Raw genomic sequence first — 25,496 nt, 5'->3', positions numbered from 1 at the left:
TCCGGGCCTGCGTGGCGGGCTGTGACGCGCACAGTCCGGCGCACCGGGGCCACTGGTTTCGAGGTTCGGCGCTGGGGCGCCTCGCACCTCAACCACCGGGAGCTGCGTTGCCTACGCCACCGCAAGCCGACCGCCGGATCCAACCACCCGCCCAGCCTCCTCGTCGCTGCCTTTCGCAGCTGTGCCGGCTACGCCGCCGCAGCCTGCGGAGATCAACCCGCACCACCTACGCAACCGAGACTTTCGAAGACGTCCGCACCGAGTGGTCTACTGGCCCCGTGGCACACCCGATCATGTTCAGCGACGACGACCCCGGGCTGGCGCGGCTGCGGGAGATCTGCCTCGCACTGCCGGGGGCGGAGGAGAAGGTGAGCCACGGGCGGCCGACGTTCCGGGCGGGGAAGATCTTCGCGGTGTTCGGCGGCAGCGAGAAGGTGCGGCCGGGGGAGCACCGGATGGTGCCGTGCGCGCTGATCTTCACGCCCGACGAGGTGGACCTGCCGGCGCTGGACGCGGACGAGCGGTTCTTCGTGCCGGCCTACTACGGGCCGTCCGGCGCCCGGGCGCTCGACCTGGCCGCGCCGGACGTCGACTGGGAGGAGGTCGCGGAGCTGGTCGACGCGTCGTACCGGCGCGTCGCGCCGAGGCGCCTCGTCGCAGAGCTCGATGCCCGGCGGTAGCCTCCAGTCGTGACGACGCGACCCGAGAGCAGCGCCCCGGCGCGGGTGGGGGACTACACCCTGCTCACCCGCCTGGGCGAGGGCGGCATGGGCATCGTCCACCTCGCGCGCGGCTCCGACGGGCGGCGCGTGGCGCTCAAGGTGCTGCGGCCCCAGGTCGTCGGCGACCGGGAGGCGCGCGAGCGGCTGGCCCGCGAGGTCAGCTCGCTGACCCGGGTGCGCAGCCCGTGGGTGGCGGAGATGCTCGCGGCCGACCCGTGGGCGGAGGTGCCCTACGTCGTCACCCGCTACGTGCCCGGCCTCTCGCTGCACGAGCACGTCGCGACGGAGGGACCGGTCGACGGGCCGGACCTCCACTGGCTGGCCGGCTGCCTCGCAGAGGGCCTGGCCGCGGTGCACGCGGTCGGCGTCCTGCACCGCGACGTGAAGCCGGGCAACGTGCTGATGGAGGGGCGCACGCCCATCCTCATCGACTTCGGGCTGGCCCGGGTGGCCGACGACGTGCGGATCACCCAGACCGGCTGGCTGCTCGGGACTCCGGGCTACCTCGCGCCCGAGATCCTGTACGGCGACGAGGCGACTCCCGCCGCCGACGTGCACGCGTGGGCGGCGACGGTGGCCTACGCCGCGACCGGGCGGGCGCCGTACGGCCGCGGGCCGGCGATGGCGATCATGGACCGCACCCGGCGCGGCCAGCACGACCTCTCCGGGATCGAGAAGCCGCTGGCCGACGTGCTCGCGGCCGGGCTGCACCCGGACCCGCTCGAGCGACCGCTGCTCGAGGAGCTGCTCGCCTGGCTGCGGCCGCTGAGCACCCGCCCGGAGCTCCCGCCCGTCCCGCCGCCGGGCGTGCTCTTCGACGACGGCCCGGCGCCGGTCGACGACGACTTCACCCTGCCGCTGGCGCTGGCCGGTCACGACGCGCCGCCGCCCCCGCCGCCTCCCGCGACGCCGCTGGCCACGCCGCCGACCCTGCCGGCCGGCCCGACCCTGCCTGCCGGCCCGGCCGGCCCGGTCGGCCCAGTCAGCCCGGTCCCGCCCCCGCCGGTCGACGCGGTGCAGCGGATGGAGCAGGAGTGGGACGAGGCCAACGGCTACGACCCGGACGCACCCTTCGCGCCCGTCGCCCAGCCGCCGCTGCCCGAGCGGATCCGCCGCTGGGTGGGTGTCGGTGCGGGTGCCGTCGCGCTCGGCGCCGGGTTCGCCGCGGCGCCGTGGGTCGCCTGCCTCACCGTCGTGCTGGCGGTCTGGCTGCTGCGCGCCGGGTCGCTGGCCACCTCCGCCGTCGCGCTGCGCCGCAGCGTCCGCGGCGCGAAGTGGTACGACGGTCTGCGCTGGCTGGTCACCAGCCCGTGGCACTTCCTGCGCGCGATCACCGGCACGGTCGTGCTGGTCACGTGGAGCGCCGGCCTCGGCCTCGCCGCCGGGCTGATCTGCTACGCCCTCGCGCTCGACGTCCCGAGCACCCTGATGGCCAGCGGCGCGACCCTCGGCGTCGCGCTGTGGTCGGGGCCGGGCTCGAGCCGCTTCCGCTCGCCGGTGTCGCGGGTCCTCCACCCGACCTGCCGCAGCACCCTGCCGTGGCTGTTCACCTGTGCCGGGCTGCTCGCCGTCGCGGCGCTGCTCGGGGTGCTGGTCGCCGGCAACGGCGTGAGCTGGACGCCGTGGGAGAGCGGGCCTTTCGGACTGTGAGCCGGACCGGCCCGCAGACGTGACAGACTTGCAGGCGCGATGAACGAGCAGCTCGACCTCCACGGCGCCTTCCACGTCTACGACACGACCCTGCGTGACGGCATGCAGCAGGAGGGCCTCAACCCGACCGTTGCCGACAAGCTCGCCATCGCGCGCCACCTCGACGGCCTCGGCGTCGGCTACATCGAGGGCGGCTGGCCCGGCGCCAACCCCAAGGACACCGAGTTCTTCCGCCGCGCGGCCGAGGAGCTCGACCTCAAGCACGCCCGCCTCGCGGCCTTCGGCGCGACCCGCCGCGCCGGCGTGCAGGCCGCCGACGACCCGCTCGTCGCCGCCCTGCGCGACAGCGGGGCCAGCGTCGTCACCCTCGTCGCGAAGTCGCACGTCGGCCACGTCGAGAAGGCGCTGCGGACCACGCTCGAGGAGAACCTCGCGATGGTCCGCGACACCGTCAGCCACCTGCGCGCCGAGGGGCAGCAGGTGTTCCTCGACGCCGAGCACTTCTTCGACGGCTACCGCCTCGACCGCAGCTATGCCCTGGAGGTGCTCCGGACGGCGTACGACGCCGGCGCCGACGTCATCGCGCTGTGCGACACCAATGGCGGCATGTTGCCGGGCTGGGTCGCCGACGTCGTCGCCGACGTCATCGAGACCGCCCAGGTCCGCGTGGGCATCCACTGCCACAACGACACAGGCCTGGCCGTGGCGAACACCCTCGCCGCCGTCGATGCCGGCGCGACCCACGTGCAGGGCTGCATCAACGGCTACGGCGAGCGCACCGGCAACGCCGACCTCGTCAACGTCGTCGCCAACCTCGAGCTCAAGCTGGACCGCCAGGTGCTGCCGCCGGGCCTGCTCACCGAGGCCACGCGGATCGCGCACGCGGTCGCCGAGGTCACCAACGTCCCGCCCTCGGCGCGGCAGCCCTACGTCGGCACCAGCGCTTTCGCGCACAAGGCCGGCCTGCACGCCAGCGCGATCAAGGTCGACCCCGACCTCTACCAGCACATGGACCCGGCGGCCGTCGGCAACGACATGCGGCTCCTGGTCTCCGAGATGGCCGGCCGTGCCTCGATCGAGCTCAAGGGCAAGGAGCTCGGCTTCGACCTCTCCGGCACCCCCGAGGTCGTCAACCGGGTGACTGCGCGGGTCAAGGAGATGGAGTCGCGCGGCTACACCTTCGAGGCCGCCGACGCGTCCTTCGAGCTGCTGCTCATCGAGGAGGCCGAGGGCCACCGGCCGTCGTACTTCGAGGTCGAGAGCTGGCGCGTCATCACCGAGACCCTCACCCACGCCCGTCCGGGGGAGGAGGCGGTCTCCGAGGCGACCGTGAAGCTCAAGGCCGCCGACGTCCGCTACGTCGTCACCGGCGAGGGCAACGGCCCGGTCAACGCGCTCGACCAGGCGCTGCGCACCGCGATCGGCCAGGCGTTCCCGGAGATCGCGAAGTTCGAGCTGATCGACTTCAAGGTCCGCATCCTCGACCAGGGCCACGGCACCGACGCGATCACGCGGGTGCTCATCGAGACCAGCGACGGTGAGTCGTCGTGGGTCACCGTCGGCGTCGGCGCCAACGTCATCGAGGCCTCGTGGGAGGCCCTGATGGACGGGCTGACCTACGGCCTCCTCAAGCACCACGTCGACTGAGCAGGGACTCACCCCACGACGCGGTGGACCAGCTCGGTCCACGCGTGGTGGACCTGCTCCTCGGTCATGCCGAGGTGCTCGACCTGCTGGCGCAGGAACGGCAGGCTCAGCGGGGCGATGAGGGCGGTGGCGAGGTAGGGCAGGTTGCCGCCCACGCCGAGCTGCTGGAGCAGCAGCCGCACGTGCATGGTGGCGAAGCCCACGACCGCGTGGTTCTCGCCCCACGTCCGGCCGGCCGCCTCGATGAGCGCACCCTGCTCGAGGTGCAGGCGGATCCGGGCGCGGCCGAAGGCCAGCAGGCGGTCCATCGGCTCCGCGCCGGGGCCGAGCGGCGGGGGACCGCTGATCACGGCCGCCTGCCACTCCGCCTCCCGGTGGTCGAGCAGGGAGGCCATCAGCCCCTCGCGGCTCCCGAACCGGCGGAAGACGGTGCCCTTGCCCACGCCGGCGTGGGCGGCGACGGCGTCCATGGTGATCGCCTCGACCCCGCAGCCGTCGCGCATCAGCGCCGCGGCGGCGTCCAGCAGCGCCCGCCGGTTGCGCGCGGCGTCCCGGCGCTCGTGGGGGGCCGCGTCGAGCAGCGGGAGCTCCTTGGTCATGGTCCGCCCACCCTAGGCGGAAAAAAGGCGGAAGAACGTGGAATGAAAGCGGACCACGGTCCGTTTAGCCCGGCATGACCAGCACCAACACCCGCATCGCCGTGCTCGTCGGCAGCCTCCGCGCCGACTCCGTGAACCGCAAGATCGCCGAGATCCTCCGCGACGAGGCGCCCGAGGGCGTCACGCTCGACATTGTCGACGGGCTCGACCAGGTCCCGTTCTACAACGAGGACATCGACGGTGAGAACGCCCCGGCCGCTGCGGCCGCCCTCCGCGAGCGCGTCGCCACCGCGGACCGCGTGCTCGCGGTCACCCCGGAGTACAACGGCACCATGCCGGCCGTGCTCAACAACGCGATCGACTGGCTCTCCCGCCCGTACGGCGCCGGCGCCGTCGTCGGCAAGCCGTTCGGCGTCATCGGTGCCACGCCCACGCCGTACGGCGGCAAGTGGGCCCACGGCGACACCGCGCGATCGGCCGGCATCGCCGGTGCGTTCGTGGTCGAGGACGTCACCGTCTCCCAGTCCGCCGTCGACGTCGACCCCACCACCGACCCCGAGGTCCGCGCGAAGCTGCTCTCGGCGCTGAACACCCTCGTCGAGGCCGCCCCCGCGGTCTCCGCCGCCTGAGCCGAGGGGCTACGGTCAGGTCGTGGCCGAACTCCACGACCTGACCGCCCTCGAGCAGGGAGCCCTGATCCGCTCCGGCGTGATCAGCCCCGTCGAGCTCACCGACCACTACCTCGAACGCGCCGCGCGTCTCCCCAGGGAGTACGTCGACGGCGCGTTCGCCTTCCTCGACCCCGATGCCGCCCGGCGCCGTGCCCACGAGGTCGCCGCCGTCGGCCCGGTCGGGGAGGGTGCCTCGCCGCTGGCCGGCGTGCCGACGGCGATCAAGGACCTCAACCTGACCCGCGGGGTGCCCACCGCGTTCGGCTCCCCGGCGTTCGCCGGCTACGTGCCGGAGGTCTCCGACGCGGTCACGCTGGCGATCGAGGAGGCCGGGCTGGTCAGCCTCGGCAAGACCAGCACGCCGGAGTTCGGCTCGCCCTGCTACACCGAGCCGGAGGGCCGTCCGCCGGCCGTCACGCCGTGGGACACCACCCGGATGGCCGGCGGGTCCTCCGGTGGTGCCGCCGCCGCCGTCGCCGCCGGCCTGGTGCCGGTGGCCCACGGGTCCGACGGCGGGGGCTCGATCCGGATCCCTGCCGCCTGCTGCGGGCTGGTCGGGCTCAAGCCGACCCGCGGCCGGATCAGCGGCTTCCCGATGTACGGCGACCCCGTCGGCCTCGCCACGTCCGGGTCGATCGCGCGCACGGTCGCCGACGCGGCCGCCCTGCTCGACGTCCTGGCCGGGCGCCGGGCCGGTGACCCGAGCTGGGCGCCCGAGCCCGCCGGCACCTTCCTCGAGGCGACCGGCCGCGAGCCGGGTCGGCTGCGCATCGGCTGCTTCGAGCAGCCGGTCATCGCCGACGTGGAGCTGCACCCCGAGGTCCGCCGCGCGTACGACGACACCGCGGCCCTGCTCACCTCGCTGGGCCACCAGGTCGAGGGCATCCCGGTGCCGATCCCCGCCGATGCGGTGCCGGTCTTCGAGACCTGCTGGGCCGTGCTCACCGCGCTCTCGACGGTGACCCTGACCCCGGAGCAGCAGGCGCTGCTGCGGCCCCTGACCCGCTGGCTGGGGGAGCGCGGTGCCGCCGTCTCAGGACCCGAGTTCGGGCTCGCCATCGGCCAGCTCCGTCGGCTCGCGGCGCAGGCGCTGGTCGCGCTGGCGCCGTACGACGCCGTGCTCACCCCGACGCTGGCCACGCTTCCGCTGCCGGTCGGTGCGATCCGCGACGACGCGGACCCGGCCGCCGACTTCGAGGCGCAGAAGAGGTTCACCCCCTTCACCTCGGCGTGGAACGTCACCGGCATGCCGGCGATCTCGCTGCCGCTGCACCAGTCCAGCGAGGGGCTCCCGATCGGCATGATGCTCGCCGCGCGCCCGGCCGCGGAGGAGCTGCTCCTCTCGCTGGCGGCGCAGGTGGAGGCCGCTGTGCCGTGGAAGGACCGCCGCCCGCCGCTGTGGTGACCGGAAGACCCACGGTTCCGAGGCATTTTCGCAGGGGACTCTGGCGCTCGCCCCGCTGCCGGGTCTGGCGTGCGAAGGCCACCCCAGGAAGGGAACTCACCGTGCGTCTTCGCAGTCTCGGCGGCTTGGGTGCCGCACTCCTCACGGCCGGCCTGCTCGTCGGCCTCCCCAGCCCGGCGTCCGCGTGGACCGTCGGGGACCAGACCATCACCCTCACGCTCAACGACTCGGCGGCCGGAGGCAACTTCGACCTCGACTTCGACAAGGCCTTCGAGGCGACCACTGCCTCGGGTCGCGACGTCTACATCTACGCGCCGGTCGGCTGGCAGGACTCGGCGTCCGCCACGGCCGACAACCCCGTCCCCGGCATCTCCCAGGGCTGGGACCCGCACCCCGACGACGAGTTCACGCCGTGCACCGACGGCGACGAGCACGTCATCACGCCCGAGCAGATCGCCGCCATGGGCGAGTCCATCGAGTCGATCATCTCCGTCGACGAGGCTCACTTCGGCCCGATCGGCAGCGACGCCCCGTTCGTGCTGCTGGCCTGCAACGTGCCCGACGAGTCCTTCTACGACTGCGCCGAGACGACCTACACGGCCGGCTACTTCGCGCCCGACCTGCTCGACACCTACGGCATCAACGTGGTGACCGTCGACTCCTTCCAGCGGTCGCTCCGCCTCGAGCAGTACCAGGGCACGGTCGCCCACGAGGTCGAGCACCTGCTGATGAACTACTCCGACCCGGGCGAGCTGTCCTGGGTCGACGAGGGCCTCGCCGACATGGCGATCTTCCTCAACGACTACGGCACGAACACCGCGCACACCTACTACCACCAGGTGTTCCACCGCGAGACGTCGCTGACGCGGTGGGGCGGTGGCCTGGAGAACTACGGCGCGGCGTACACCTTCTTCCAGTACCTCTGGGAGCAGGCGGGCGGCAACGGTGACGGCACCTACACGCCCGACCTGGAGTACGACGGCGCGGGCGGCGACCTGCTGATCAAGATGATCTTCGAGGAGCAGGCCAACGGCGTCGAGGGCGTGCAGGCGGCGATCGACGCGTTCAACGCCCAGACCGGTGGTGACGTCCCGGACTTCATGGAGGTCTACAACAACTGGGCGGTCGCCATCGACGCCGACGTGGAGGGCAGTGACCTCTTCGACGTCAAGGCGATCGACATGCAGACCGAGCTCGGCGGGCTGACCATCGACTGGGGCAACGAGGTCTTCTACGACGGCCGCGGCCAGTACCAGGGCAACATGAACCCGCAGAAGTGGGTCCGCAAGGGCAACGTCCCGGACCAGACGGCGATCCCGTTCGGCCTCTCGTACGAGACCTTCCGCAACCCGGGCCCGAACTTCACCCTCGACCTCACCGGCACGCCGAGCACCCAGGTCGTCCCGCACGAGGGCGACACGCACTGGTGGGGCGGCTACGAGAGCCAGTCGGACCACGTCCTCGACGTGGACTACGCCGGTGGCGACACGCTGTCGTTCTGGACCTGGTACTTCATCGAGGAGGGCTGGGACTACGGCTTCGTGGAGGCCCTGGTCGGCGGCGAGTGGCAGACCGTCCCGGTGACCTCGGGCGGCGCGACCATCACGACCGACGACGACCCGCACGGCAACAACACCGAGGGCAACGGCATCACCGGGACCTCCGGTGGCGCCTACTTCGTCGACGAGCCGACCTACCTCGAAGCGGAAGCGGCGCTCCCGGCCGGTACGACGGACGTCCGGTTCCGCTACTCGACCGACGCTGCGTACCTCGACACCGGCTGGTTCGTCGACTCGGTTGCCGTCGACGGGGCGGCCGTCGGGGTCAGCTCGACGACCTGGCTCGACACCACGGCCACCCAGGACAACAACTGGACCGCGCAGGTCGTGTCCGGCTGCGACCTGACCCCGGGGCGTACCAGCGCCGGGGAGATCGTCGACGGCGGGCTGCACGTCTACCGGTTCGAGGGCGACCAGATCCACCAGACCGGCTTCGACACCCAGTGCCTGCGCGGCAAGGACACCATCACGGTGATCATCACCAACCAGCCGTCCGGTGACCTCACCGTGCTCGACGCCCCCTACGAGTTCCGCCTCGTCGGGACCGGGAAGGGCAAGGGCAAGCAGAACGGCTGACGTCTGCCACCGCGCGACCGGGGACCGTCACCCGGGTCCGGGCCACCAGGCCCGGGCCCGGGCGGCGAACTCGGCGGGGGCCAGCTCGCCGGCGCCGGCGGGGATGACGCCGACGAGCGGCACCCCGGTGAGCCGGGTGAGGTCGGTGCGGTTGCACGTCTCGGCCACCCCGGGATCGGCGGGCCACGCGCCGATGACCAGCCCGGCCGGCTCGACCTGGACCGCGCGCAGTGCGGTCACGGTGAGCTCGGTGTGGTTGAGGGTGCCCAGCCCGGCGCCGGCGACCACGACGACCTCGACCGGTGACGACACGACCCCGTCCGCGCCGCGGCGGCGCAGCGCGAAGGTGAGGTCGCGGGCGACGTCGAGCAGGGTGCCGCCCTCGGCGTCGAGGCGGACCAGCAGGCCGCCCGCACCCTCGACGACCACGAGGTCGTGCTGCCCCTCGGCGACGAGCTCCCGGATCCTGACCACGTGCTCGCGCACGGTCGGGATGCGCACCTGCTGGCGGCGGGCGGCGGTGTCCGGCGCCAGCGGCTCGTCCAGCCCGACGAGCTGCACCGCGTCGACCCCGGCCAGGCGGCGCACCACCTCGACGTCGGGCACGTCCGGGTCCGGGCCGCCGATGCCCGTCTGCACCGGCTTGACGACGAGCACCCGCTCGCCGTCGGCGGCCGCGCGGGCCGCGAGCGTGGCGGTGGCGATCGTCTTGCCGACGCCGGTGTCGGTGCCGGTGACGACCACGACGCGCGTCACTGGTGCTCCTTCACGAGGGCGACGAGGGTGTCGACGGCGCGCGTCCAGACGTCGTCGGGCACGCCCGCGGTGACGGTGACTCGCAGCCGCGAGGTCCTGTCCGGCACCGACGGCGGGCGGAAGCAGCCGACCCGCAGGCCGGCGTCGAGGGCGGCGGCCTGGGCGGCCACGGCGGCGCGGGGCGAGGACATCGGCACCGACAGCACGGCCCCGGCGGGCGCGACGACGCCGAGCGCTTCGGCGAGGGCGGCGACCCGGGACCGCACCGTCGCGCCCAGCTCCGGTCGGCGGCGGACCTCGCGCAGTGCGGCCAGCGCCGCCGCGGTCGGCGCCGGCGCCAGGCCGGTGTCGAAGATGAACGGCCGGGCCCGGTTGACCAGGTGCTCGCGCAACGCGGCCGGGCCGAGCACGGCACCGCCCTGGCTGCCGAGCGACTTCGACAGGGTCGCGGTGACGACGACGTGCGGACGTCCCGCCAGGCCCAGCGCGGCGACCAGGCCGGGGCCGTGCACGCCGAGGCCGTGCGCCTCGTCGACGACCAGCAGGGCGTCGTACCGCTCGCAGAGGTCGGCGAGCTCGACCAGCGGAGCGGCGTCGCCCAGCACGGAGTAGACCGACTCCACGAGCACCAGCGCCCGCTCGCCGGCGGACGCGGCCTCGACGAGGCCGGCGCGGACCGCGCCGACGTCGCTGTGCGGCACCACCGTGAGGCGCGCCCGGGAGAGCCGCACCGCGTCGACGAGGGAGGCGTGGACGTGCGCGTCGGACAGGACCCGCGTCGTGCGGTCCGCCAGCGCGGTCACCAGGGCGAGGTTGGCGTGGTAGCCGGTGGACAGCACGAGGGCCGCCGGCTGGCCGAGGTAGTCGGCGAGCTCCCGCTCGAGCTCGCCGTGCAGGGACAGCGTGCCGGTCACCAGCCGCGACGCGCTGGCACCGCCGCCCCACCGCAGTGCGGCGTCCGCCGCGGCCTGCCGGACGGCGGGGTCGCGGGCGAGCCCGAGGTAGTCGTTTCCGGCGAGGTCGGTCGTCGCGTCGTCGGCCGGACGCTCGCGCAGCCGCCGGGTGAGCCCGGCCTCCTCGCGTCGCGCCGCCTCGTCGGCCAGCCAGTCCAGCCACCTGCTCATCCCGCACGCACCGCCGCTCCTATCCCTGCGACGAGCCTGTCCAGCTCGTCGTCCGCAATGACGTAGGGCGGCATCGCGTAGACGAGGTCGCGGAAGGGCCGCAACCACACGCCCGCCTCGATCGCCGCCTCGGTGGCCGCCACCACGTCCACCTCCCGGTCCAGCTGGACGACGCCGACCGCGCCGATGCTGCGCACGTCGGCCACGCCGGGGGTGCCGCGCAGCGGCTCGAGCCCCGACCGCAACCGGGCGCCGATCCGCTCGACGGTGCCCGCCCAGTCCTGGCCGAGCAGCAGGTCGATCGAGGCGCTCGCGACGGCGCACGCCAGGGGGTTGCCCATGAACGTCGGGCCGTGCATGACCACGCCCGCCTCACTGGCGGAGATCCCGCGCGCGACCTCGTCGGTCGTGAGCACGGCCGCGAGGGTGAGGTAGCCACCGGTCAGCGCCTTGCCGACGCAGAGCAGGTCGGGGACGACGAGCTCGCTGGCGAAGAGCGGGCCGGTGCGCCCGAAGCCGGTGGCGATCTCGTCGAGCACCAGGAGCAGGCCGTGCTCGTCGGCCACGTCGCGCAGCACCTGCAGGCAAGCGACCGGCCACGGCCACATCCCGCCGGCGCCCTGCAGCAGCGGCTCGACGATGATCCCCGCGAGCTCGTCGTGGTGCCGGTCGGCGATGCGGCGGACGGTGCGCGCCCACGCCCCGACCTCGGCCGCGCCCGCGCCGGCGCCCGGCGGTCGCGGCGCGAAGACCTGCTCGGGCAGCAGGCCGCGCCACATCGCGTGCATGCCGCCGACCGGGTCGGTGACGCTCATGCAGTCGAACGTGTCGCCGTGGTAGCCGCCCAGGACGGTCAACATCCGGGTGCGGTCGGGGCGGCCGGCGCCGCGCTGGTGCTGCAGCACCATCTTCATCGCGACCTCGACCGCCACCGAGCCCGAGTCGGCGAGGAAGACCCGCTGCAGCGGCTCCGGCGTGATCGAGACCAGCCGGCGGCCCAGCTCGACGGCCGGGGCGTGGGTCAGCCCGCCGAACATGACGTGCGAGAACGACGCGGCCTGCTCGGCGAGCGCGGCGTCGAGGACCGGGTGGCGGTAGCCGTGGATCGCCGACCACCACGACGACATGCCGTCGACGACCTCGCGGCCGTCGTACGGGCCGCCGAGGGTGAGCTGCGCGCCGCAGGCATCGGTCACGAGGCGGACCGGGGTGGGCTCCGTCATCGACGTGTAGGGGTGCCACAGGTGCTCGCGGTCGAACGCCAGCAGCTCGGTGGCGGCGTCGGTGGGGGCGTCGGTGGGGGCGGCGGGCACGGGACGGGCCGGTGGTTCAGGCGTTCGCCGGGACCTGCGTGCCCGCGCCGCGGCGACGGATGGCGGGGCCGAGGTCGAGGCTGCCGTCCTCGAAGGCGGTCTCCGCGCCGAGGATGACGAAGCCGTTGTCGCGCAGCATCTCCAGGTCGGCGCGGGCGTCCTGGCCCTCGGAGGTGAGGTAGTCGCCGAGGAAGATCGAGTTCGCGACGTGCAGCGCGGTGGCCTGCAGGCTGCGCAGGTGCATCTCCCGGCCGCCGGCGATGCGGATCTCCTTGTCGGGGCACACGAAGCGCGCCATCGCGAGGATCTTCACGCAGCGGGTGGGGGAGAGCTCCCAGGTGTCCTCGTACGGCGTGCCGTCGAAGGGCATCAGGAAGTTGACCGGGATCGAGTCCGCGTCGAGTGCCTTGAGCGCGAAGAGTGCCTCGACGAGCTGTTCGTCGGTCTCGCCGAGCCCGGCGATCAGGCCGGAGCAGGCGGAGAGGCCGGCCGACTTCGCCTTGCCGATGGTGTCGACACGGTCGTCGTAGGTGTGCGTCTGGACGATGTTGTCGTGGTTCGACTCGGCGGTGTTGATGTTGTGGTTGTAGGCGTCGACGCCGGCCGCCCTGAGCCGCTCGGCCTGCCCGTCCTCGAGCAGCCCGAGGCAGGCGCAGACCTCGACGCCGTCGTACTCCTCCTTGATCGCCTCGGTCATCTCCACGACCTTGTCGATGTCGCGGTCGGAGGGGCCGCGGCCGGAGGAGACCATGCAGACCCGGCTGGCACCGCCGTGGAGGCCGGCGCCGGCCTGGCGCAGCGCCTCGTCCTTCGACAGCCACGAGTACTTGAGGATCGGCGCCTGCGACCCGATCGCCTGGCTGCAGTAGTTGCAGTTCTCCGGGCACAGGCCGGACTTGAGGTTGACCAGGTAGTTGACCTTGACCGTGTTGCCGAAGTGCGCGCGGCGCAGCCGGCCGGCCGCCGCGACGAGAAACATCAGCTCGGCGTCGGGGGCGCGGAGCACGGCCAGCGCCTCGTCCTCGCTCGCCTGCCCGCCCTCGAGGATGTGGGTCGCGAGGGCGTCGAAGTCGGTGGTGGTCATGGGCTGCTCCTAGCGGGCGAGGCGGCTAACTGAACAGTGTTCAGGTGGCGAGGATAGCCCGGATCGTCCGCCGGCGCCACGATCCGTCCGGGGCTCAGTCGTCGCCGATGCCGCGTGCGTGCAGCGCGTCGCCGGTCGCGCGGGCGTGGGCGACCACGCGGATGACCAGCGGGGTGAGGTAGGCGCGCGGGCTGCGCTCCAGCCCGCGCGCCCGCGCGGCGTCGCGGGTCTCGCCCGCGATCTCCAGGGTGAGCGGGATGCCGCGGATCATCAGGGAGAATGCCAGCGCCACGAGGTCGGGGCGCACGCCGAAGCGGCGGAACGGTCCGAGCCAGCGGGTGATCGCGTCGATCATCCTCTCGACCGACGTGCTGGTGGTGAAGGCCGTCGCCAGCAGCACCAGCGCGACGAAGGCGCCCACGACGACGAACGCGTGCTCGGCGCCGCGCTGCCACGTCTGGTACGCCGCCAGCAGGATCATGCCGACCAGGATCCCCCGCAGCGCCCGGGCTGCCCGGCCCAGGCGCACGCCCGCGACCAGGCACAGTGCGACGGCCAGGACGAGCAGGCCGGTGGTGGTCTCCGGGCCGCGGAACACCACCGCCACCACGCTGAGCGCGACCAGGCCGAGCAGCTTGGTGCCGACCGGGAGCCGGTGCAGCACCGAGCGTCCCGGCTGGTAGTCGCCGATCGGGCTGAACGCCACGGCTCAGACCGTCCGCTCGACGCTCGCCCGGTAGGTCGCGACCACCTCGGCCGGGTCCCCGTCCGCGACGACCGCGCCGTCCTCGACGAGCAGCGCGCGGTCGCAGCGCAGGGCCAGGTCGAGGTCGTGGGTCGCCAGCACCAGCTGCTGGTCCAGGCTGAGCAGGAGGTCGCCGATCCGGCGCGCGTTGCGCAGGTCCAGCAGCGTGGTCGGCTCGTCGGCGACCAGGACCGCCGGGTCGGTCGCGAGCACGCCGGCGAGCGCGAGCAGCTGCCGCTGCCCGCCGGACAGGGTGTGCACGCTGCGGTCGGCGAGCTCCTCGAGCCCGTAGGACGCCAGCACCGCCAGCGCCGCAGCGTTCCGCTCCTGCCTGTCCTTCACGCGGTGGCGCAGCGAGAGCGCCACGTCCTCCACGACCGTGGGCATGACCAGCTGCGCGGTCGGGTCGGTGAAGACGAAGCCGACCTTCCGTCGTACGTGACGGCCCTTGCGGGCCACGTCGAGGCCGTCGACGACGACGCGCCCGGACGTCGGCTCGACCAGGCCGTTGACCAGGCGGGCCAGGGTCGACTTGCCGGAGCCGTTGGGGCCGATCAAGGCGATCCGCCGCTCGGTCAGGTCGAGCGTGGTCTCCTGCAGGACGGTGACCTCGGGGACCGGGCCGCCGGGGGTGGCGGCCCGGACGACGACCTGCTCGAGCTGGATCCGGCTCACCGGGGGGACGCCGCCTGCTCCTGCTCCTGCTCCTCGGAACGGCGCGCCCGGCGTGCGGCCAGGTCCGGGAAGGCGCGGTGGACCGAGGTCGCGACGAGGGCCATCACGACGTTCTTGAGGATGTCGCCGGGGAAGTAGGCCGTGTCGTAGACGAACGCCTCCTTGATGGAGAGGTCCGCGCGCCAGGCGAGGTTGAGCGGGCCCAGGGTGTGGATGAAGACGAAGCTGCTCAGCAGGCCGCAGGTGAACACGAGGGTGAACTCCGTCGCCCGCTGCCGGTTGCGGTGCACGAGGTAGCCGCACAGCGCGGCCGCCAGCGGGAACGCGACGAGGTAGCCGGCGGTGACGCCGCTGTAGTGCGCCGCACCGGAGGCCCCGCCGGAGTAGATCGGCAGCACCAGGCCCGCGACGAGGTAGAGCACGACGGCGAGGAAGCCGCGGACCGGGCCGAGCACGGCGCCGGCGAGCAGCACGCCGAGGGTCTGCAGCGAGTAGGGCACGCCCACGCCGGTCTTGATGTCCGGGAGGATCGCGCACACGGCGATCAGGGCGGCGAAGCCGGCGACGAGCGCGACGTCGGTGGTGGGGGTACGGCGGGTCATGGCCACTCTCCGGGGTGCGGCGGCTCGGTGGCCGCGCCTACTGAACGGTGTTCAGGTTACGTTGACGGCAGAATCGGGTCAAACCGGAGGAGGGAGCCAGGTGCGCTACCGCAGGCAGGACGTGGTCGAGCGGGCGATCGGCATGCTCGACGAGCGGGGCATCGACGGCCTCACCATGCGCAAGCTGGCCGCCGACCTCGGGGTGCAGCCCGGTGCGCTCTACCACCACTTCGCGGGCAAGGACGCGCTGCTGCAGGCCGTCGCCGACGAGATCCTGCGCCGCGGCCGGCGGCCGGCCGAGATCGTGGCCTGGGACGCCGAGCTGCACCTGGCCTGCCTGGCGCTGCGTGACGCGATGCGCCGCCACCGCGACGGCGCCGCCCTCATCGCGCAGGTGCACCGCGCCGACGCCGAGCCGCTGGAGCGGCCGCTGCGCTCCGCCCTCGAGCGCGCCGGCGCCGACGAGGACCTCGCCCGCGTCGGTGCCCGCGCCCTGCTGCGCCACGTGCTCGCCCACGAGGACGCCACCGACGCCGACTTCGCGCTCGGCCTGGGCCTGGTGCTCGACGGGCTGCGGCAGCGGCTCGACCACCCGCCCGGTCACCCGTCCTGACCCGTCGTCGCGAAGGTGATGCCTCGCGGCATCCTGGCCAGCCGGTCCATCGGTGCGTTGCCGCAGGTGCAATTCTGCTGGACGACGACGCGCTGGCCGTCGACGTCGAGGATCCACCAGCGCCCGAGCGACATCGGAGGGAGCGCCACGGTGGTTGCGTTGGTCCCCGGCATCCGCACGTCGCCCTTGCACCTCGGCGCCGGCCTCAGCTGGATCGCCAGGTAGGTGCCGCTGGCCCCGCCGATGCATACCGGCTGCGGTTCGGAGGCGTAGTACGCCGTCTGCTCCCGCATCGCGTCGACGAGGTCGTCGACGGTCGGTCCGACCGGGACGACCGGGCCGGTGCCGCAGCGGTCCCGGGGGACGCCGTACCCAGGACCGGCCAGCTCCGTCTTGAGGATGACGGGGCCGTTGGCGAGGAAGAGGCCGTCGTCGTGGGCGTAGGTGTCGTCGGGCACGCTGACGTCGAGGGCAAGGGTGTCCCCGAGCGCGATGCGGTACCGACCCCACGCCTCGCGCTGACCGGGGTCGAGCTGGCCCAGGGCCGTCACCAGGGCGACGTGCTCGGGGCCGACGTCGTCCGACGGCTCAGGCGGCCGGGCCTCGGTCTGGTGGCGCCGTACGACGCCACCGTGCCGCCACCCGCGGTGGGGGCGGTGGAGCGCCACCGTCCGGATCCAGGCCTCGGGGTTCTGCACGGCCTCGAGCGTGCGGCGCTTGCGCAGGGCCGTGATGAAGGCCTCCTGCACGGCGTCCTCCGCGTCAGCGAGGTCGCCGCAGATCGCGAACATCTGGACGACCAGCCGACGGTACGACGCGGCGTAGAGCCCCGCGAGGTCGCGCACCTCGTCCCGGTCGTCCACCAGCACCACCGCCATCCCGATCAACCGTCCCGCATCAGGAGCCGGCTGTGAAGGTGATGCTGGTTGCGACGCCGAGGTTTCGAGCGGACATGGGGGCCTCCTCGTGGGTGGTGGAGGACGCCGAGCCGTCCCTGACCATATGACGAGGTCCGACGCGCCCCGCGGGTTCCCACCGCACCCGGGATTCTTTTCCAGGACGCGCCGGTCCGGCAGGGTTGTTGTCCCTGAAACATCCGGGAGGCAATGTGGACGACATGGCATCGAAGAAGCAGAAGCCCGTGACCGTGGTCCTGTTCGGCGCGACGGGGGACCTGGCGCGGCGCAAGCTGCTCCCCGGCATGCTCCACCTCTTCGAGAGCGGCCTGCTCCCGGAGCTGCAGATCATCGGAACCTCGCTCGACGACCACACGACCGAGTCCTTCGTGCAGTTCGTGCACGAGGCGGTCATGGAGTTCTCCGGCGACGACGGCGACATGGCGGCGTGGCCGGAGTTCTCGAAGCTGCTGCACTGGGCGCCGGGCGGCGAGGGCGCCTCGGGACTGCGGGCCGCTGTCGAGAAGGCGGAGTCGGAGTGGGACGGCGACCGGGTGCGCCTGCACTACCTGAGCGTGCCGCCGAAGGCGGCGCTGTCGGTGGTGAAGACGCTCGACGAGGCCGACCTCGCTGCCGGCGCCCGGATCATCATGGAGAAGCCGTTCGGCGTCGACCTGGCCTCCGCGAAGGCGCTCAACCACGAGCTGCACAAGACCTTCGACGAGTCGCAGATCTACCGGATCGACCACTTCCTCGGGAAGGAGGCCGCGCAGAACATCCTCGCCTTCCGGTTCGCCAACGGCCTCTTCGAGCCGATCTGGCACCGCAACAACATCGACCACATCCAGATCGACGTGCCCGAGGAGCTCGGCCTCGAGCAGCGTGCGGACTTCTACGAGTCGACCGGCGCCTACAAGGACATGGTGGTCACCCACCTCTTCCAGGTGCTCGCCTTCACCGCGATGGAGCCGCCCACGTCGCTAGCGCCGGACGCGATCAACGAGGAGAAGAACAAGGTCTTTCGCTCGATGGTGCCGATCGACCCGGCCAACGTCGTGCGCGGGCAGTACCAGGGCTACCGCGACATCGAGGGCGTCGCACCGGAGTCGGAGACCGAGACCTTCATCGCGCTCAAGTGCTTCATCGACAACTGGCGCTGGGCGGGTGTGCCGTTCTACCTGCGCACCGGCAAGCGGATGGCCGAGGGGGCGCGGATCATCTCGATCGCGTTCAAGGAGCCGCCGCGCTCGATGTTCCCCAAGAACTCCGGCGTCGGCGACCACGGCCCCGACCACCTCACCTTCGACCTGGCCGACAAGGCGAAGATGTCGCTGTCCTTCTACGGCAAGCGGCCGGGGCCGGGGATGAAGCTCGACAAGCTGTCGATGCAGTTCTCGATGACGGACACGTCGTGGGCAGGGTCGGTGCTGGAGGCCTACGAGCGGCTCATCTACGATGCCGCGCGCGGCGACCAGACGCTGTTCACCTCGGCCGAGGGCATCGAGCGGCTGTGGGAGGTCTCCCAGCCGCTGCTCGACAACCCGCCGATCGTGCGGCCGTACCGCCAGGGCAGCTGGGGGCCGAACCAGATCCACCAGTTGGTCGCGCCCTACGCGTGGCGGCTCCCCTTCGAGCGGCAGTGGCGCAACCCCAACGCGCTGGGCGGGTGACCGGGCGGCCCGTGCGGTCGGTCAGTCGATGACGCCGGCCTCGCGGGCCAGCCGGACCGCGTGCACGCGGTTGGTCGCGTGCAGCTTGCGCATCGCGTTCTTGAGGTAGGACTTCACGGTGCTCTCGACCAGGCCGAGGGACTCGGCGACCTGGCGGTTGCTCTGGCCGAGCGCCACCTGCGCGAGCACGTCGACCTCCCGCGCAGCCAGCCCGGTCGGCACCGGCTTGCGGGTGGCGGGCACGCGCTCAGAGGCGCGGCCCTGTTCGACACGGTTGCGCACCTCCTCGAGGCGGGCGCGGAGCGCGTCGTTCTCGACGAGGCTGGCCAGGTCGGCGAGCTCGTCGGAGATGTCGCGCAGGTCGGCGCGGGTCAGCTGGACCTGCGGGGGAGCCGGGGCGGCCGGTGCGGCGCCGAGCCGGCCGAGGGCCTGCAGGCGGCGGCGCACCTCGTCGTCGACCGCGATCTCCCGCTCGATCTTGCGGACCAGCGGCAGGAAGGCGTCGTACCAGACGTCACCGAGGACGACCTGGGTGCGATGGGCGAGGTAGACGACCATCCGCGGCGCCCGCTCGACCATGATCGGCAGCGCCGTCACCGTCTCGAGCTGCTCGGCGCGGACCGGGCCGTCGTACTGGTGGGTGATGCCGCGGGCGTCGTAGTAGTTGGTGACCGAGACCGGGCGGCCGATCATCAGCGCCTTGCCGCCGAGGCCGTAGCCGCTGCGGACCCGCAGGCCCTGCAGCGACCGGGTGTTCGCGCCGGAGAGGCCGGTGATGTCGAGCGCGGCGCCCGCGTTGACGACCGGACCACCGAAGGCGACGTCGCTGCGACCGACCGCCCGGAAGTCCGCGAGAGCGCGCAGGAGCCGGCTGCCGTCGTACGGCGCCTCCTGGATGACCTCGGTTGCCATGCCCTCCACGGTAGGTGAGCACGGTCACACCGGCAATTCCCTCGCGGGCCCCTACCCCCCTTCGGGGGTGGGGTGTGTCCCACCCCACCTTCGGGGGGCCCGTGACCCCTGTGGCCCGGCTCACACTCCTCGCCACGTCCGACCAGAGGAGTGATCCATGACCGATCGTTCGACCCCACCGGCTCCGGCCACCCCGATGCGCCGCGTCGCCTTCGCGAGCTGCGCCGGGACCACCATCGAGTTCTACGACTTCTTCATCTACGGCACCGCTGCCGCGCTCGTGTTCCCGACGGTGTTCTTCCCGGCCCTCGGCGACTCGGCGGCGAGCGTCGCCTCGTTCGCGACCTTCGCCGTCGCGTTCATCGCCCGACCGGTGGGCGCGATCGGGTTCGGCCACTTCGGTGACAAGCTCGGCCGCAAGCGCACCCTGATCAGCACGCTGCTCCTCATGGGCGCCGCGACCGTCGCGATCGGCCTGCTGCCGAGCGCAGCCAGCATCGGTGTCGCGGCCCCGATCCTGCTGGTGACCCTGCGCTTCCTCCAGGGTCTTGCCGTCGGTGGCGAGTGGGCCGGCGCGACCCTGCTTGCCGCGGAGTACGCCCCGCCCAACAAGCGCGGCCTCTACGCCGCCTTCCCGCAGCTCGGGCCTGCGATCGCCTTCGCCCTGTCCAGCGGCACCTTCCTCCTCGTGAACCGCCTCGTCGGCGAGACCAGCCCGGCGTTCGTCGAGTGGGGCTGGCGCGTCCCGTTCGTGGCCAGCGCGCTGCTCGTCCTCATCGGCCTCTACGTGCGGCTGAAGGTCGAGGAGACCCCGATGTTCCGCGAGAAGAAGCAGACCCGCGCCAGCACGCAGGGCCCGCTCACCGCGGCGCTGAAGAACCAGTGGAAGGAGATCCTCCTCGGCGGTGGCTCCCTGGCCATGCTGTTCGCGTTCTTCTACATCGGCACGGCCTTCCTGACGTCGTACGGCACCACGGCCATCGGCCTGTCCCGCGCCACCGTGCTCACCATGGGCGTCGTCGGCGCCGTCGTCTTCGGCATCATGATCACGCTCTCGGCCGTCTACAGCGACCGCTTCGGCCGCCGCAAGGTCGTCCTCGCGTCCTGCCTCGTCGCGATCCCGTGGGGCTTCGCGCTCTTCCCGATCCTGGACATCGGCACCCCGGTGGCCTTCGCGGCCGGCCTCTTCGGCACCCTGGCGATCTTCGCGGTCTCCTACGGCCCGGCCGGCGCGATGCTGCCGGAGATGTTCCGCACCGAGTACCGCTACACCGGTGCCGGCATGGCCTACAACCTCGCCGGCGTCATCGGCGGCGGTACGGCGCCGTACCTGGCCTCCGACTTCGTCGAGGCCGGCAACACCGGCGCCGTGGGCTGGATGCTCGCCGCGTTCGGCGCGCTCAGCGTGGTCTGCGTCCTGCTGATGGCCGAGACCCGGCACCGGGTCATGGACGACTCGGCTGCTCAGGACGCGCCGGCCGGCACCCCGGTCGCCGCGAACGTGTAGTCCTCCAGCGGGAAGCGCACCGCCTCGCGGTGCGCCGACAGCGTGGACGTCGGCCGCAGCAGCACTGCCTCACCGTGCTGGTTGAAGTAGTAGCTGCGGGCGGTCGAGCAGCTGCCGGCGTTGAAGACGGAGTTGCCGAGGAGGCCGGTCATCCGGTCGAGGAAAGCGGCGTTGGCCTCCTCGGTGACCTCCACGACGTCGGCACCACGCTGGGCCATCGCGGTCAGCAGGCGCGCCAGGTGCGCCATCTGGGTCTCGATGGTCGTGAAGTAGGACAGCCCGGAGTAGGAGTAGGGGCTGTTGAGGCAGAAGAAGTTCGGGAAGCCCGGGACCGAGATGCCCTCGTAGGCCTGGAACCGGGTCTCCCGCCACCAGCGGCCCAGGTCGCGGCCCTCGCGGCCGACGACCTGGATCGCCGGGAAGTTCGTCTCCCACAGGCTGAAGCCGGTCGCCAGGACGAGGATGTCGAGGTCCGCCCGGCGCCCGTCCACCGTGACGATCCCGTCGGTGTCGACGTGGTCGATCGTCGCGGTCTCCAGGTCGACGTGCGGCCGGGTGAACGTGGGGTAGTAGGTGTTGCTGAACGTCGGCCGCTTGCAGCCGAAGTCGTAGTCGGGCGTCAACCTCGCCCGCAGCTCCGGGTCCTTCACCTGACGGCGCAGGTGCGCCTCGCAGACTCGCTTGCCGAGCTGGTTGGCCGCCGGCAGGTCGCGGAAGTGCAGGACGCCGGCGACCATCATCACCTCGAGCAGCGAGGTGCCCACCAGCCGCGCGGCCTTCTGGGTCAGCGGCAGCCGCGCGAACGCCGCCCGCACCAGGCCCGGCACCGGGCCGTCGAGCTTGGGGCTGACGCAGATCGGGGTGCGCTGGTAGACGGTGAGGTGGTCCGCCACCGCCGCCAGCTCCGGGACCAGCTGGACCGCGGTCGCGCCGGTGCCGATCACGCCGATCCGCTTGCCCTCGAGGTCGACGTCGTCGTCCCAGCGGGTGGTGTGCATGACGGTGCCGGCGAAGTCCTCGATGCCGTCGATGTCCGGCAGCCGCGGCTGCGACAGGAAGCCGGTCGCAGTCAGCAGGAACCGTCCGACCACGGTCTCGCCACCCTCGACGGCCACGTGCCAGGTCGACGTCTCCTCGTCCCAGCGCGCACCGGTGACGACCGTGTGGAAGCGCATGTGGCGGCGCAGGTCGTACTTCTCGGCGACGTGCACCGCGTAGGCCTTGAGCTCCGCACCGGGAGCGAACAGCCGCGACCAGTGCGGGTTCGGCTCGAAGGAGTAGGAGTACGTCGCACTCGGGATGTCGACCGCGAGCCCGGGGTAGCGGTTGACGTGCCAGGTGCCGCCGAGGTCGTCCTCGCGCTCGAGGATCACCAGGTCGTCGTACCCGAGGCGCTGGAGCTGGATCGCGGCACCCATGCCGCCGAAGCCGGCGCCGACGATGACGGCGTCGTGGACGTTGTTCCCCATGCCGGGACGGTACCCGAGGGCTCGGCCCCGGGGCTGCCGTCAGTGAGGGGCCGTCAGCTGGCGGCCTCGGGCTCGTCGAGCAGGCCCAGCGACCGCAGGGCGCCCGGGAGCTCGGCACGCGAGGTGATGTCGAGCTTCCGGTAGGCGTGGGTGAGGTGGTACTCCACCGTGGAGATCGTGAGGTGCAGCCGGGCGGCGATCTCGCGGTTGCTGTGGCCGAGTGCCGCGAGGGCAGCGCTGCGGCGCTCGGAACGGCTGAGCGCACCGTCCCGGCTCGACCGGGCAGCCTTGCGCGTCCGCACGCCCAGCGAGCGCAGGGCCCGGCGGACCTGGTCCGCGAGCGGGTCGGCGCCGCAGGTGACGGCGAGCCGGTGGGCGTCCTTCAGCTCCTCGACCGCACGCCCGGTGGCGCCGGCGCGGTGCAGGCCCGCTCCCCAGTGGTAGGCGGCCTGGGCACGCGCCAGCAGGGCGTCCGACGTCGCCGCGACGGCGACCGCCTCCTCGAGGAGGTCCAGCTCGTCCGGACCGCCCGGGTCGGTGCTCGCGCGGCAGAGCAACGCGGCGGCCAGCGACCGCGGTGCTCCCGCGCGACGGGCCAGGGCCAGCTCCTGGTCCGCGAGCTCGAGCGCCTCGTCCTGTCGCCCGAGGCGATGGGCCGCTGCGGCGGCCGGGAGCCGCCAGGGCATGAGGGCGTAGTCGGCGATGCCGTAGTGCGCGAGCCGGTCCCGCGCTGCATAGGCGTCGGCCAGCGCCTGCTCGTCGTCGCCCTCCGCCAGGGCGAGGAGCGACCGGTGGTGCACGACGATGCCGAAGGTGTAGCCGTCCGGGTCGGTGCGCTCGCCCAGCTGGATCGCCCGGCGGGCTCCCTCGAGGTCACCGCGCAACCGCCGGGCGCTGGCGAGGATCCCGGCACTCCACGGGAAGGTCGCCGGGACCGCGGACTGGGTCAGCTCGACGGCGCGGGCGCACTCGCGCTCGGCCTGCTCGAGGGCGCCCCGCTCCAGGGACACGATGGCCGAGGAGAAGGCGGCTGTCCCGAGCGCGTGGATCGACCGCCGGGCCTCCGCCGCCGGGCGCGCCCGGGTGGCGATGTCGCCGGCGAGGTCGAGGCAGTCCACCGCCACCAGTGCGAGGGTCGCCCAGATCGGGGCGAGGCCGAAGGGCGGAATCGCGTCGAGCGGTCCGTCCGACACCGCGGTCTCGATCAGGCGCCGTACGTCGGCGCGGCGCCCGCGCATGCCGGCGAGCATGTTGGCGACCTGGACCGCCAGCCCGGGGCTGGGCGGCATCTCGCCGGCGAAGTACTTCTGCGCGAGCCTCGACGCCAGCTCCTCCGTCTCGCTCCGGATCGCGGTGTCGATGGTCCCCGAGCCGTAGCCCCCGGTGGCGATGTACTCGGCGAGCAGGTCGAGGGAGAGCGGGTCGTCGTCCGGGACGAGCTGCCAGGCCTGGCGGGCGACGCGGGCTGCTGCGGCGTGGTGCTCGTTCATGAACTGCAGCCGGGTGAGGTCCCGCATCAGCTGGATCCGCTCGCGCGGGTCCGACACGAGGGGGAGGGCCTGCTGCAACCGGTCGCGCGCGGCAGGGTCGCCGGCCGCGGCCTCGGCGCGCGCGAGCTCGAGCACCACGGCCGGGTCGTCGTCGCCAGGCACCTCGAGCAGCGCCCGGCGCAGGAGCGGCACCGCGCCGTCCGGTCCTCCGGCGCCCATCGCGGCCGCCGCGGCGCGGCGCAGGACCGCCACCACCTCCGCGTCCCCGCGGGGTGGCACCGCCAGCAGATGCGCCGCCACGCGCTCGTCGGGAGCGCCGCGGGAGCGCAGCAGCGTCGCGGCGTCGCTGTGCAGTTGCGTGCGCAGCACGGGCGTCATGTCGCGCTCCACGGCCGCGGCGAGGAGCTGGTGTCGGAACGCCAGGGTCTCGCCGTCGGCGAGGAGGCCCTCGTCCACGAGCGTCATCACCACCGCGACGGCATCACCCGGCGGCAGGCCGGCGAGCGCCGCGACGTCGTCGAGGAGGGCGTCCGGGCCGAGGACGGCGACGGCGTGGGCGATCCGCCCCGCCAGCTTCCCGAGTCGGCTCAACCGGGCCGTCACCGACCGCAGGACGGCGTCCGGGACGAGCTCCCTGACCCGGTCGATCGTGCCCGCCGCGTCGGCCGGGAGGCCCTCGGAGCGCAGCGCCGCCAGCAGCTCGCCGACCAGGAACGGGTTGCCGCCGGTGATGTCGCGGCACGCCGCGGTGAGCTCGGTCGACGTGCTGCCGAGGTGCGAGCGCACCAGCTGGCCGACCGCCCCTGCGCTCAGCGGCGGTGGCTCGACGACCTTCGCCCGAGGGTCCGCGGCCAGCCAGCTGATCAGGTCCTCGTTGCGGTCGTTGGAGTCGAGCCGGTGGGCGAGGGCGATGACCACGCCGACGTCCTCGAGCCCGAGGGCGAGGCGGGCGAGCGCGCGCAGGCTGGCGCGGTCGCAGGACTGGATGTCGTCCACCGCCAGCAGCACGCCGTGCGGGTGGGCGGACGAGAGGTGGTCCACGAGCCAGGCGATGCCCTCGACCACGGCCGCCGGCGACTCCTCGCCCGACGCTTCGCGCGACGCGTCCGGGGAGAAGAGGGAGCGGCACGGCGCCGCGGGTCCGGCGAGCAGCCGGGCGCGGGTCTCGGGGTCGGACGAGTTGACCAGGCGGCCGAACAGCTGCCGCGCCGTACCGAACGCGAAGTCCTGCTCGAAGTCGGCCCCGCGCGCTGAAAGCACCAGCATGCCGCGGCTCCGGCCAGCCTCCCGGGCGGCCTGCAGCAGGGCGGTCTTCCCGACACCGGCGGGACCGCGCAGCAGCACGATGCCGCCGGCACCGTCGCCCGCGGAGCCGAGAAGCGCGTCGATGGCCGCGGACTCCGTGGTGCGCTCGAGCAGGCCCACGAGATCCCCGGAGCGTCCCACGCGGGCACCCTAGTCGCGCTCGACCTCCAGCGTCCGGGAAACCGAAGAAGTGGCCGGGGTCCCTGTCAACCCCGGAATCAGCTGGATGACCCCGGATCCGGTGTCAGCGTGGCCAGTGGCCCGCGCCGGGACCGTCAGGCGGCCCAGTCGAGGAGCAGCCGGGTGCCGTGGATCTCCATGGGCGTGGGTGTCTGCTCGCCCCGGGTGGGGGTGATGCGTCGTGTGCCGGTCGGGTCGACCAGGTAGTGGGCCCCGTGGGGATCGCGCCAGATCGTGATCCCGGGGAAGGGTTGTCGGGCTTGCCAGCCGGCGTGGGTCTTGATGCGGTGGTGGGTGCGGGTGAGTGGGGCGAGGTTGTCGCTGCT

General features: G+C 73.1%; 21 protein-coding genes and 1 pseudogene. 9 read left to right on the top strand and 13 right to left on the bottom strand.

The features are described 5' to 3' along the window. Window positions 1-278: 278 nt before the first annotated feature. The 3 genes from L615_RS18415 to cimA are packed head-to-tail and all read left to right on the top strand — an operon-like array spanning window position 279 to window position 4,019. Complete coding sequence (locus tag L615_RS18415) at window positions 279-680, top strand: MmcQ/YjbR family DNA-binding protein (RefSeq protein WP_145726069.1); 402 nt, start codon at window positions 279-281, stop codon at window positions 678-680. A 9-nt stretch (window positions 681-689) separates the two neighbouring features. Next, the gene (locus tag L615_RS18410) at window positions 690-2,372 is read left to right on the top strand and encodes a serine/threonine-protein kinase (protein ID WP_145726068.1); all 1,683 of its coding nucleotides are present in this window, start codon (window positions 690-692) and stop codon (window positions 2,370-2,372) included. Window positions 2,373-2,411: 39 nt separating this feature from the next. Then, the gene (cimA, locus tag L615_RS18405; protein WP_028655900.1) at window positions 2,412-4,019 is read left to right on the top strand and encodes a citramalate synthase; all 1,608 of its coding nucleotides are present in this window, start codon (window positions 2,412-2,414) and stop codon (window positions 4,017-4,019) included. 8 nt (window positions 4,020-4,027) lie between these two features. Here the strand turns inward: cimA and L615_RS18400 are convergent, their stop codons facing one another. Continuing rightward, window positions 4,028-4,618, bottom strand: coding sequence for a TetR/AcrR family transcriptional regulator (locus L615_RS18400; protein WP_145726067.1), 591 nt, complete (start codon window positions 4,616-4,618; stop codon window positions 4,028-4,030). A 74-nt stretch (window positions 4,619-4,692) separates the two neighbouring features. Between L615_RS18400 and L615_RS18395 the strand changes: the two genes are divergently transcribed. The 3 genes from L615_RS18395 to L615_RS18385 all read left to right on the top strand — a co-directional run bounded on the left by L615_RS18395 (window position 4,693) and on the right by L615_RS18385 (window position 8,829). Next, on the top strand, window positions 4,693-5,247 hold the full coding sequence (locus L615_RS18395) for an NAD(P)H-dependent oxidoreductase (protein WP_145726066.1): 555 nt from the start codon (window positions 4,693-4,695) through the stop codon (window positions 5,245-5,247). A 22-nt stretch (window positions 5,248-5,269) separates the two neighbouring features. Further along, window positions 5,270-6,694 carry an amidase gene (locus L615_RS18390; protein WP_145726065.1) on the top strand — a complete coding sequence of 475 codons (1,425 nt, stop codon included), beginning with the start codon at window positions 5,270-5,272 and terminating at the stop codon, window positions 6,692-6,694. 125 nt (window positions 6,695-6,819) lie between these two features. After that, on the top strand, window positions 6,820-8,829 hold the full coding sequence (locus tag L615_RS18385) for a hypothetical protein (RefSeq protein ID WP_145726064.1): 2,010 nt from the start codon (window positions 6,820-6,822) through the stop codon (window positions 8,827-8,829). 27 nt (window positions 8,830-8,856) lie between these two features. Here L615_RS18385 and bioD read toward each other — a convergent pair whose 3' ends face one another. The 7 genes from bioD to L615_RS18350 form a co-directional block, all read right to left on the bottom strand. After that, complete coding sequence (gene bioD, locus L615_RS18380) at window positions 8,857-9,585, bottom strand: dethiobiotin synthase (RefSeq protein ID WP_145726063.1); 729 nt, start codon at window positions 9,583-9,585, stop codon at window positions 8,857-8,859. After that, window positions 9,582-10,709, bottom strand: a complete 1,128-nt coding sequence (locus tag L615_RS18375) for an 8-amino-7-oxononanoate synthase (protein WP_145726062.1) — start codon at window positions 10,707-10,709, stop codon at window positions 9,582-9,584. The genes bioD and L615_RS18375 overlap by 4 nt, the downstream gene beginning before the upstream one ends. Then, window positions 10,706-12,022, bottom strand: a complete 1,317-nt coding sequence (locus L615_RS18370) for an adenosylmethionine--8-amino-7-oxononanoate transaminase (RefSeq protein WP_145726061.1) — start codon at window positions 12,020-12,022, stop codon at window positions 10,706-10,708. Before L615_RS18370 ends, L615_RS18375 begins: the two co-directional genes overlap by 4 nt. Before the next feature lie 16 nt (window positions 12,023-12,038). Next, a complete protein-coding gene (gene bioB / locus L615_RS18365) occupies window positions 12,039-13,106 on the bottom strand; it encodes a biotin synthase BioB (protein WP_145726060.1) in 1,068 nt (355 codons plus the stop codon). 94 nt (window positions 13,107-13,200) lie between these two features. Then, on the bottom strand, window positions 13,201-13,812 hold the full coding sequence (locus L615_RS18360) for an energy-coupling factor transporter transmembrane protein EcfT (RefSeq protein ID WP_145726059.1): 612 nt from the start codon (window positions 13,810-13,812) through the stop codon (window positions 13,201-13,203). A 3-nt stretch (window positions 13,813-13,815) separates the two neighbouring features. Next, window positions 13,816-14,526, bottom strand: a complete 711-nt coding sequence (locus L615_RS18355; protein ID WP_145726058.1) for an energy-coupling factor ABC transporter ATP-binding protein — start codon at window positions 14,524-14,526, stop codon at window positions 13,816-13,818. Then, complete coding sequence (locus L615_RS18350; protein ID WP_145726057.1) at window positions 14,523-15,128, bottom strand: biotin transporter BioY; 606 nt, start codon at window positions 15,126-15,128, stop codon at window positions 14,523-14,525. The genes L615_RS18355 and L615_RS18350 overlap by 4 nt, the downstream gene beginning before the upstream one ends. A gap of 100 nt (window positions 15,129-15,228) precedes the next feature. On the opposite strand from L615_RS18350, the gene L615_RS18345 reads away from it, so the two are divergent. Continuing rightward, window positions 15,229-15,741, top strand: coding sequence for a TetR family transcriptional regulator (locus L615_RS18345; RefSeq protein ID WP_028655910.1), 513 nt, complete (start codon window positions 15,229-15,231; stop codon window positions 15,739-15,741). Here the strand turns inward: L615_RS18345 and L615_RS18340 are convergent. After that, on the bottom strand, window positions 15,729-16,619 hold the full coding sequence (locus tag L615_RS18340) for an RNA polymerase sigma factor (RefSeq protein ID WP_145726056.1): 891 nt from the start codon (window positions 16,617-16,619) through the stop codon (window positions 15,729-15,731). The two genes, L615_RS18345 and L615_RS18340, sit on opposite strands and share 13 nt — an antisense overlap. 239 nt (window positions 16,620-16,858) lie before the next feature. Between L615_RS18340 and zwf the strand changes: the two genes are divergently transcribed. Continuing rightward, the gene (gene zwf, locus L615_RS18335; protein WP_145726055.1) at window positions 16,859-18,307 is read left to right on the top strand and encodes a glucose-6-phosphate dehydrogenase; all 1,449 of its coding nucleotides are present in this window, start codon (window positions 16,859-16,861) and stop codon (window positions 18,305-18,307) included. A gap of 21 nt (window positions 18,308-18,328) precedes the next feature. On the opposite strand, the gene L615_RS18330 is transcribed toward zwf, so the two are convergent. Beyond that, window positions 18,329-19,219, bottom strand: a complete 891-nt coding sequence (locus L615_RS18330) for a helix-turn-helix transcriptional regulator (protein ID WP_145726054.1) — start codon at window positions 19,217-19,219, stop codon at window positions 18,329-18,331. A gap of 157 nt (window positions 19,220-19,376) precedes the next feature. Here L615_RS18330 and L615_RS18325 point away from each other — a divergent pair, with 157 nt between their 5' ends. Beyond that, window positions 19,377-20,726, top strand: coding sequence for an MFS transporter (locus L615_RS18325; RefSeq protein WP_051485836.1), 1,350 nt, complete (start codon window positions 19,377-19,379; stop codon window positions 20,724-20,726). On the opposite strand, the gene L615_RS18320 is transcribed toward L615_RS18325, so the two are convergent. From L615_RS18320 to L615_RS18310, 3 genes and pseudogenes are all read right to left on the bottom strand, one after another. Next, the gene (locus L615_RS18320) at window positions 20,684-22,195 is read right to left on the bottom strand and encodes an NAD(P)/FAD-dependent oxidoreductase (RefSeq protein ID WP_145726053.1); all 1,512 of its coding nucleotides are present in this window, start codon (window positions 22,193-22,195) and stop codon (window positions 20,684-20,686) included. The genes L615_RS18325 and L615_RS18320 overlap by 43 nt on opposite strands. A gap of 53 nt (window positions 22,196-22,248) precedes the next feature. Further along, window positions 22,249-25,131, bottom strand: coding sequence for a helix-turn-helix transcriptional regulator (locus L615_RS18315; RefSeq protein WP_145726052.1), 2,883 nt, complete (start codon window positions 25,129-25,131; stop codon window positions 22,249-22,251). 134 nt (window positions 25,132-25,265) lie between these two features. Next, window positions 25,266-25,496: pseudogene (locus L615_RS18310) on the bottom strand (hypothetical protein); the annotation flags it as partial.

This window comes from Nocardioides sp. J9, assembly GCF_007829375.1.
In the GTDB taxonomy this organism is placed as follows: Bacteria; Actinomycetota; Actinomycetes; order Propionibacteriales; family Nocardioidaceae; genus Nocardioides.
This window is presented reverse-complemented; position numbering and strand designations above follow the sequence as displayed.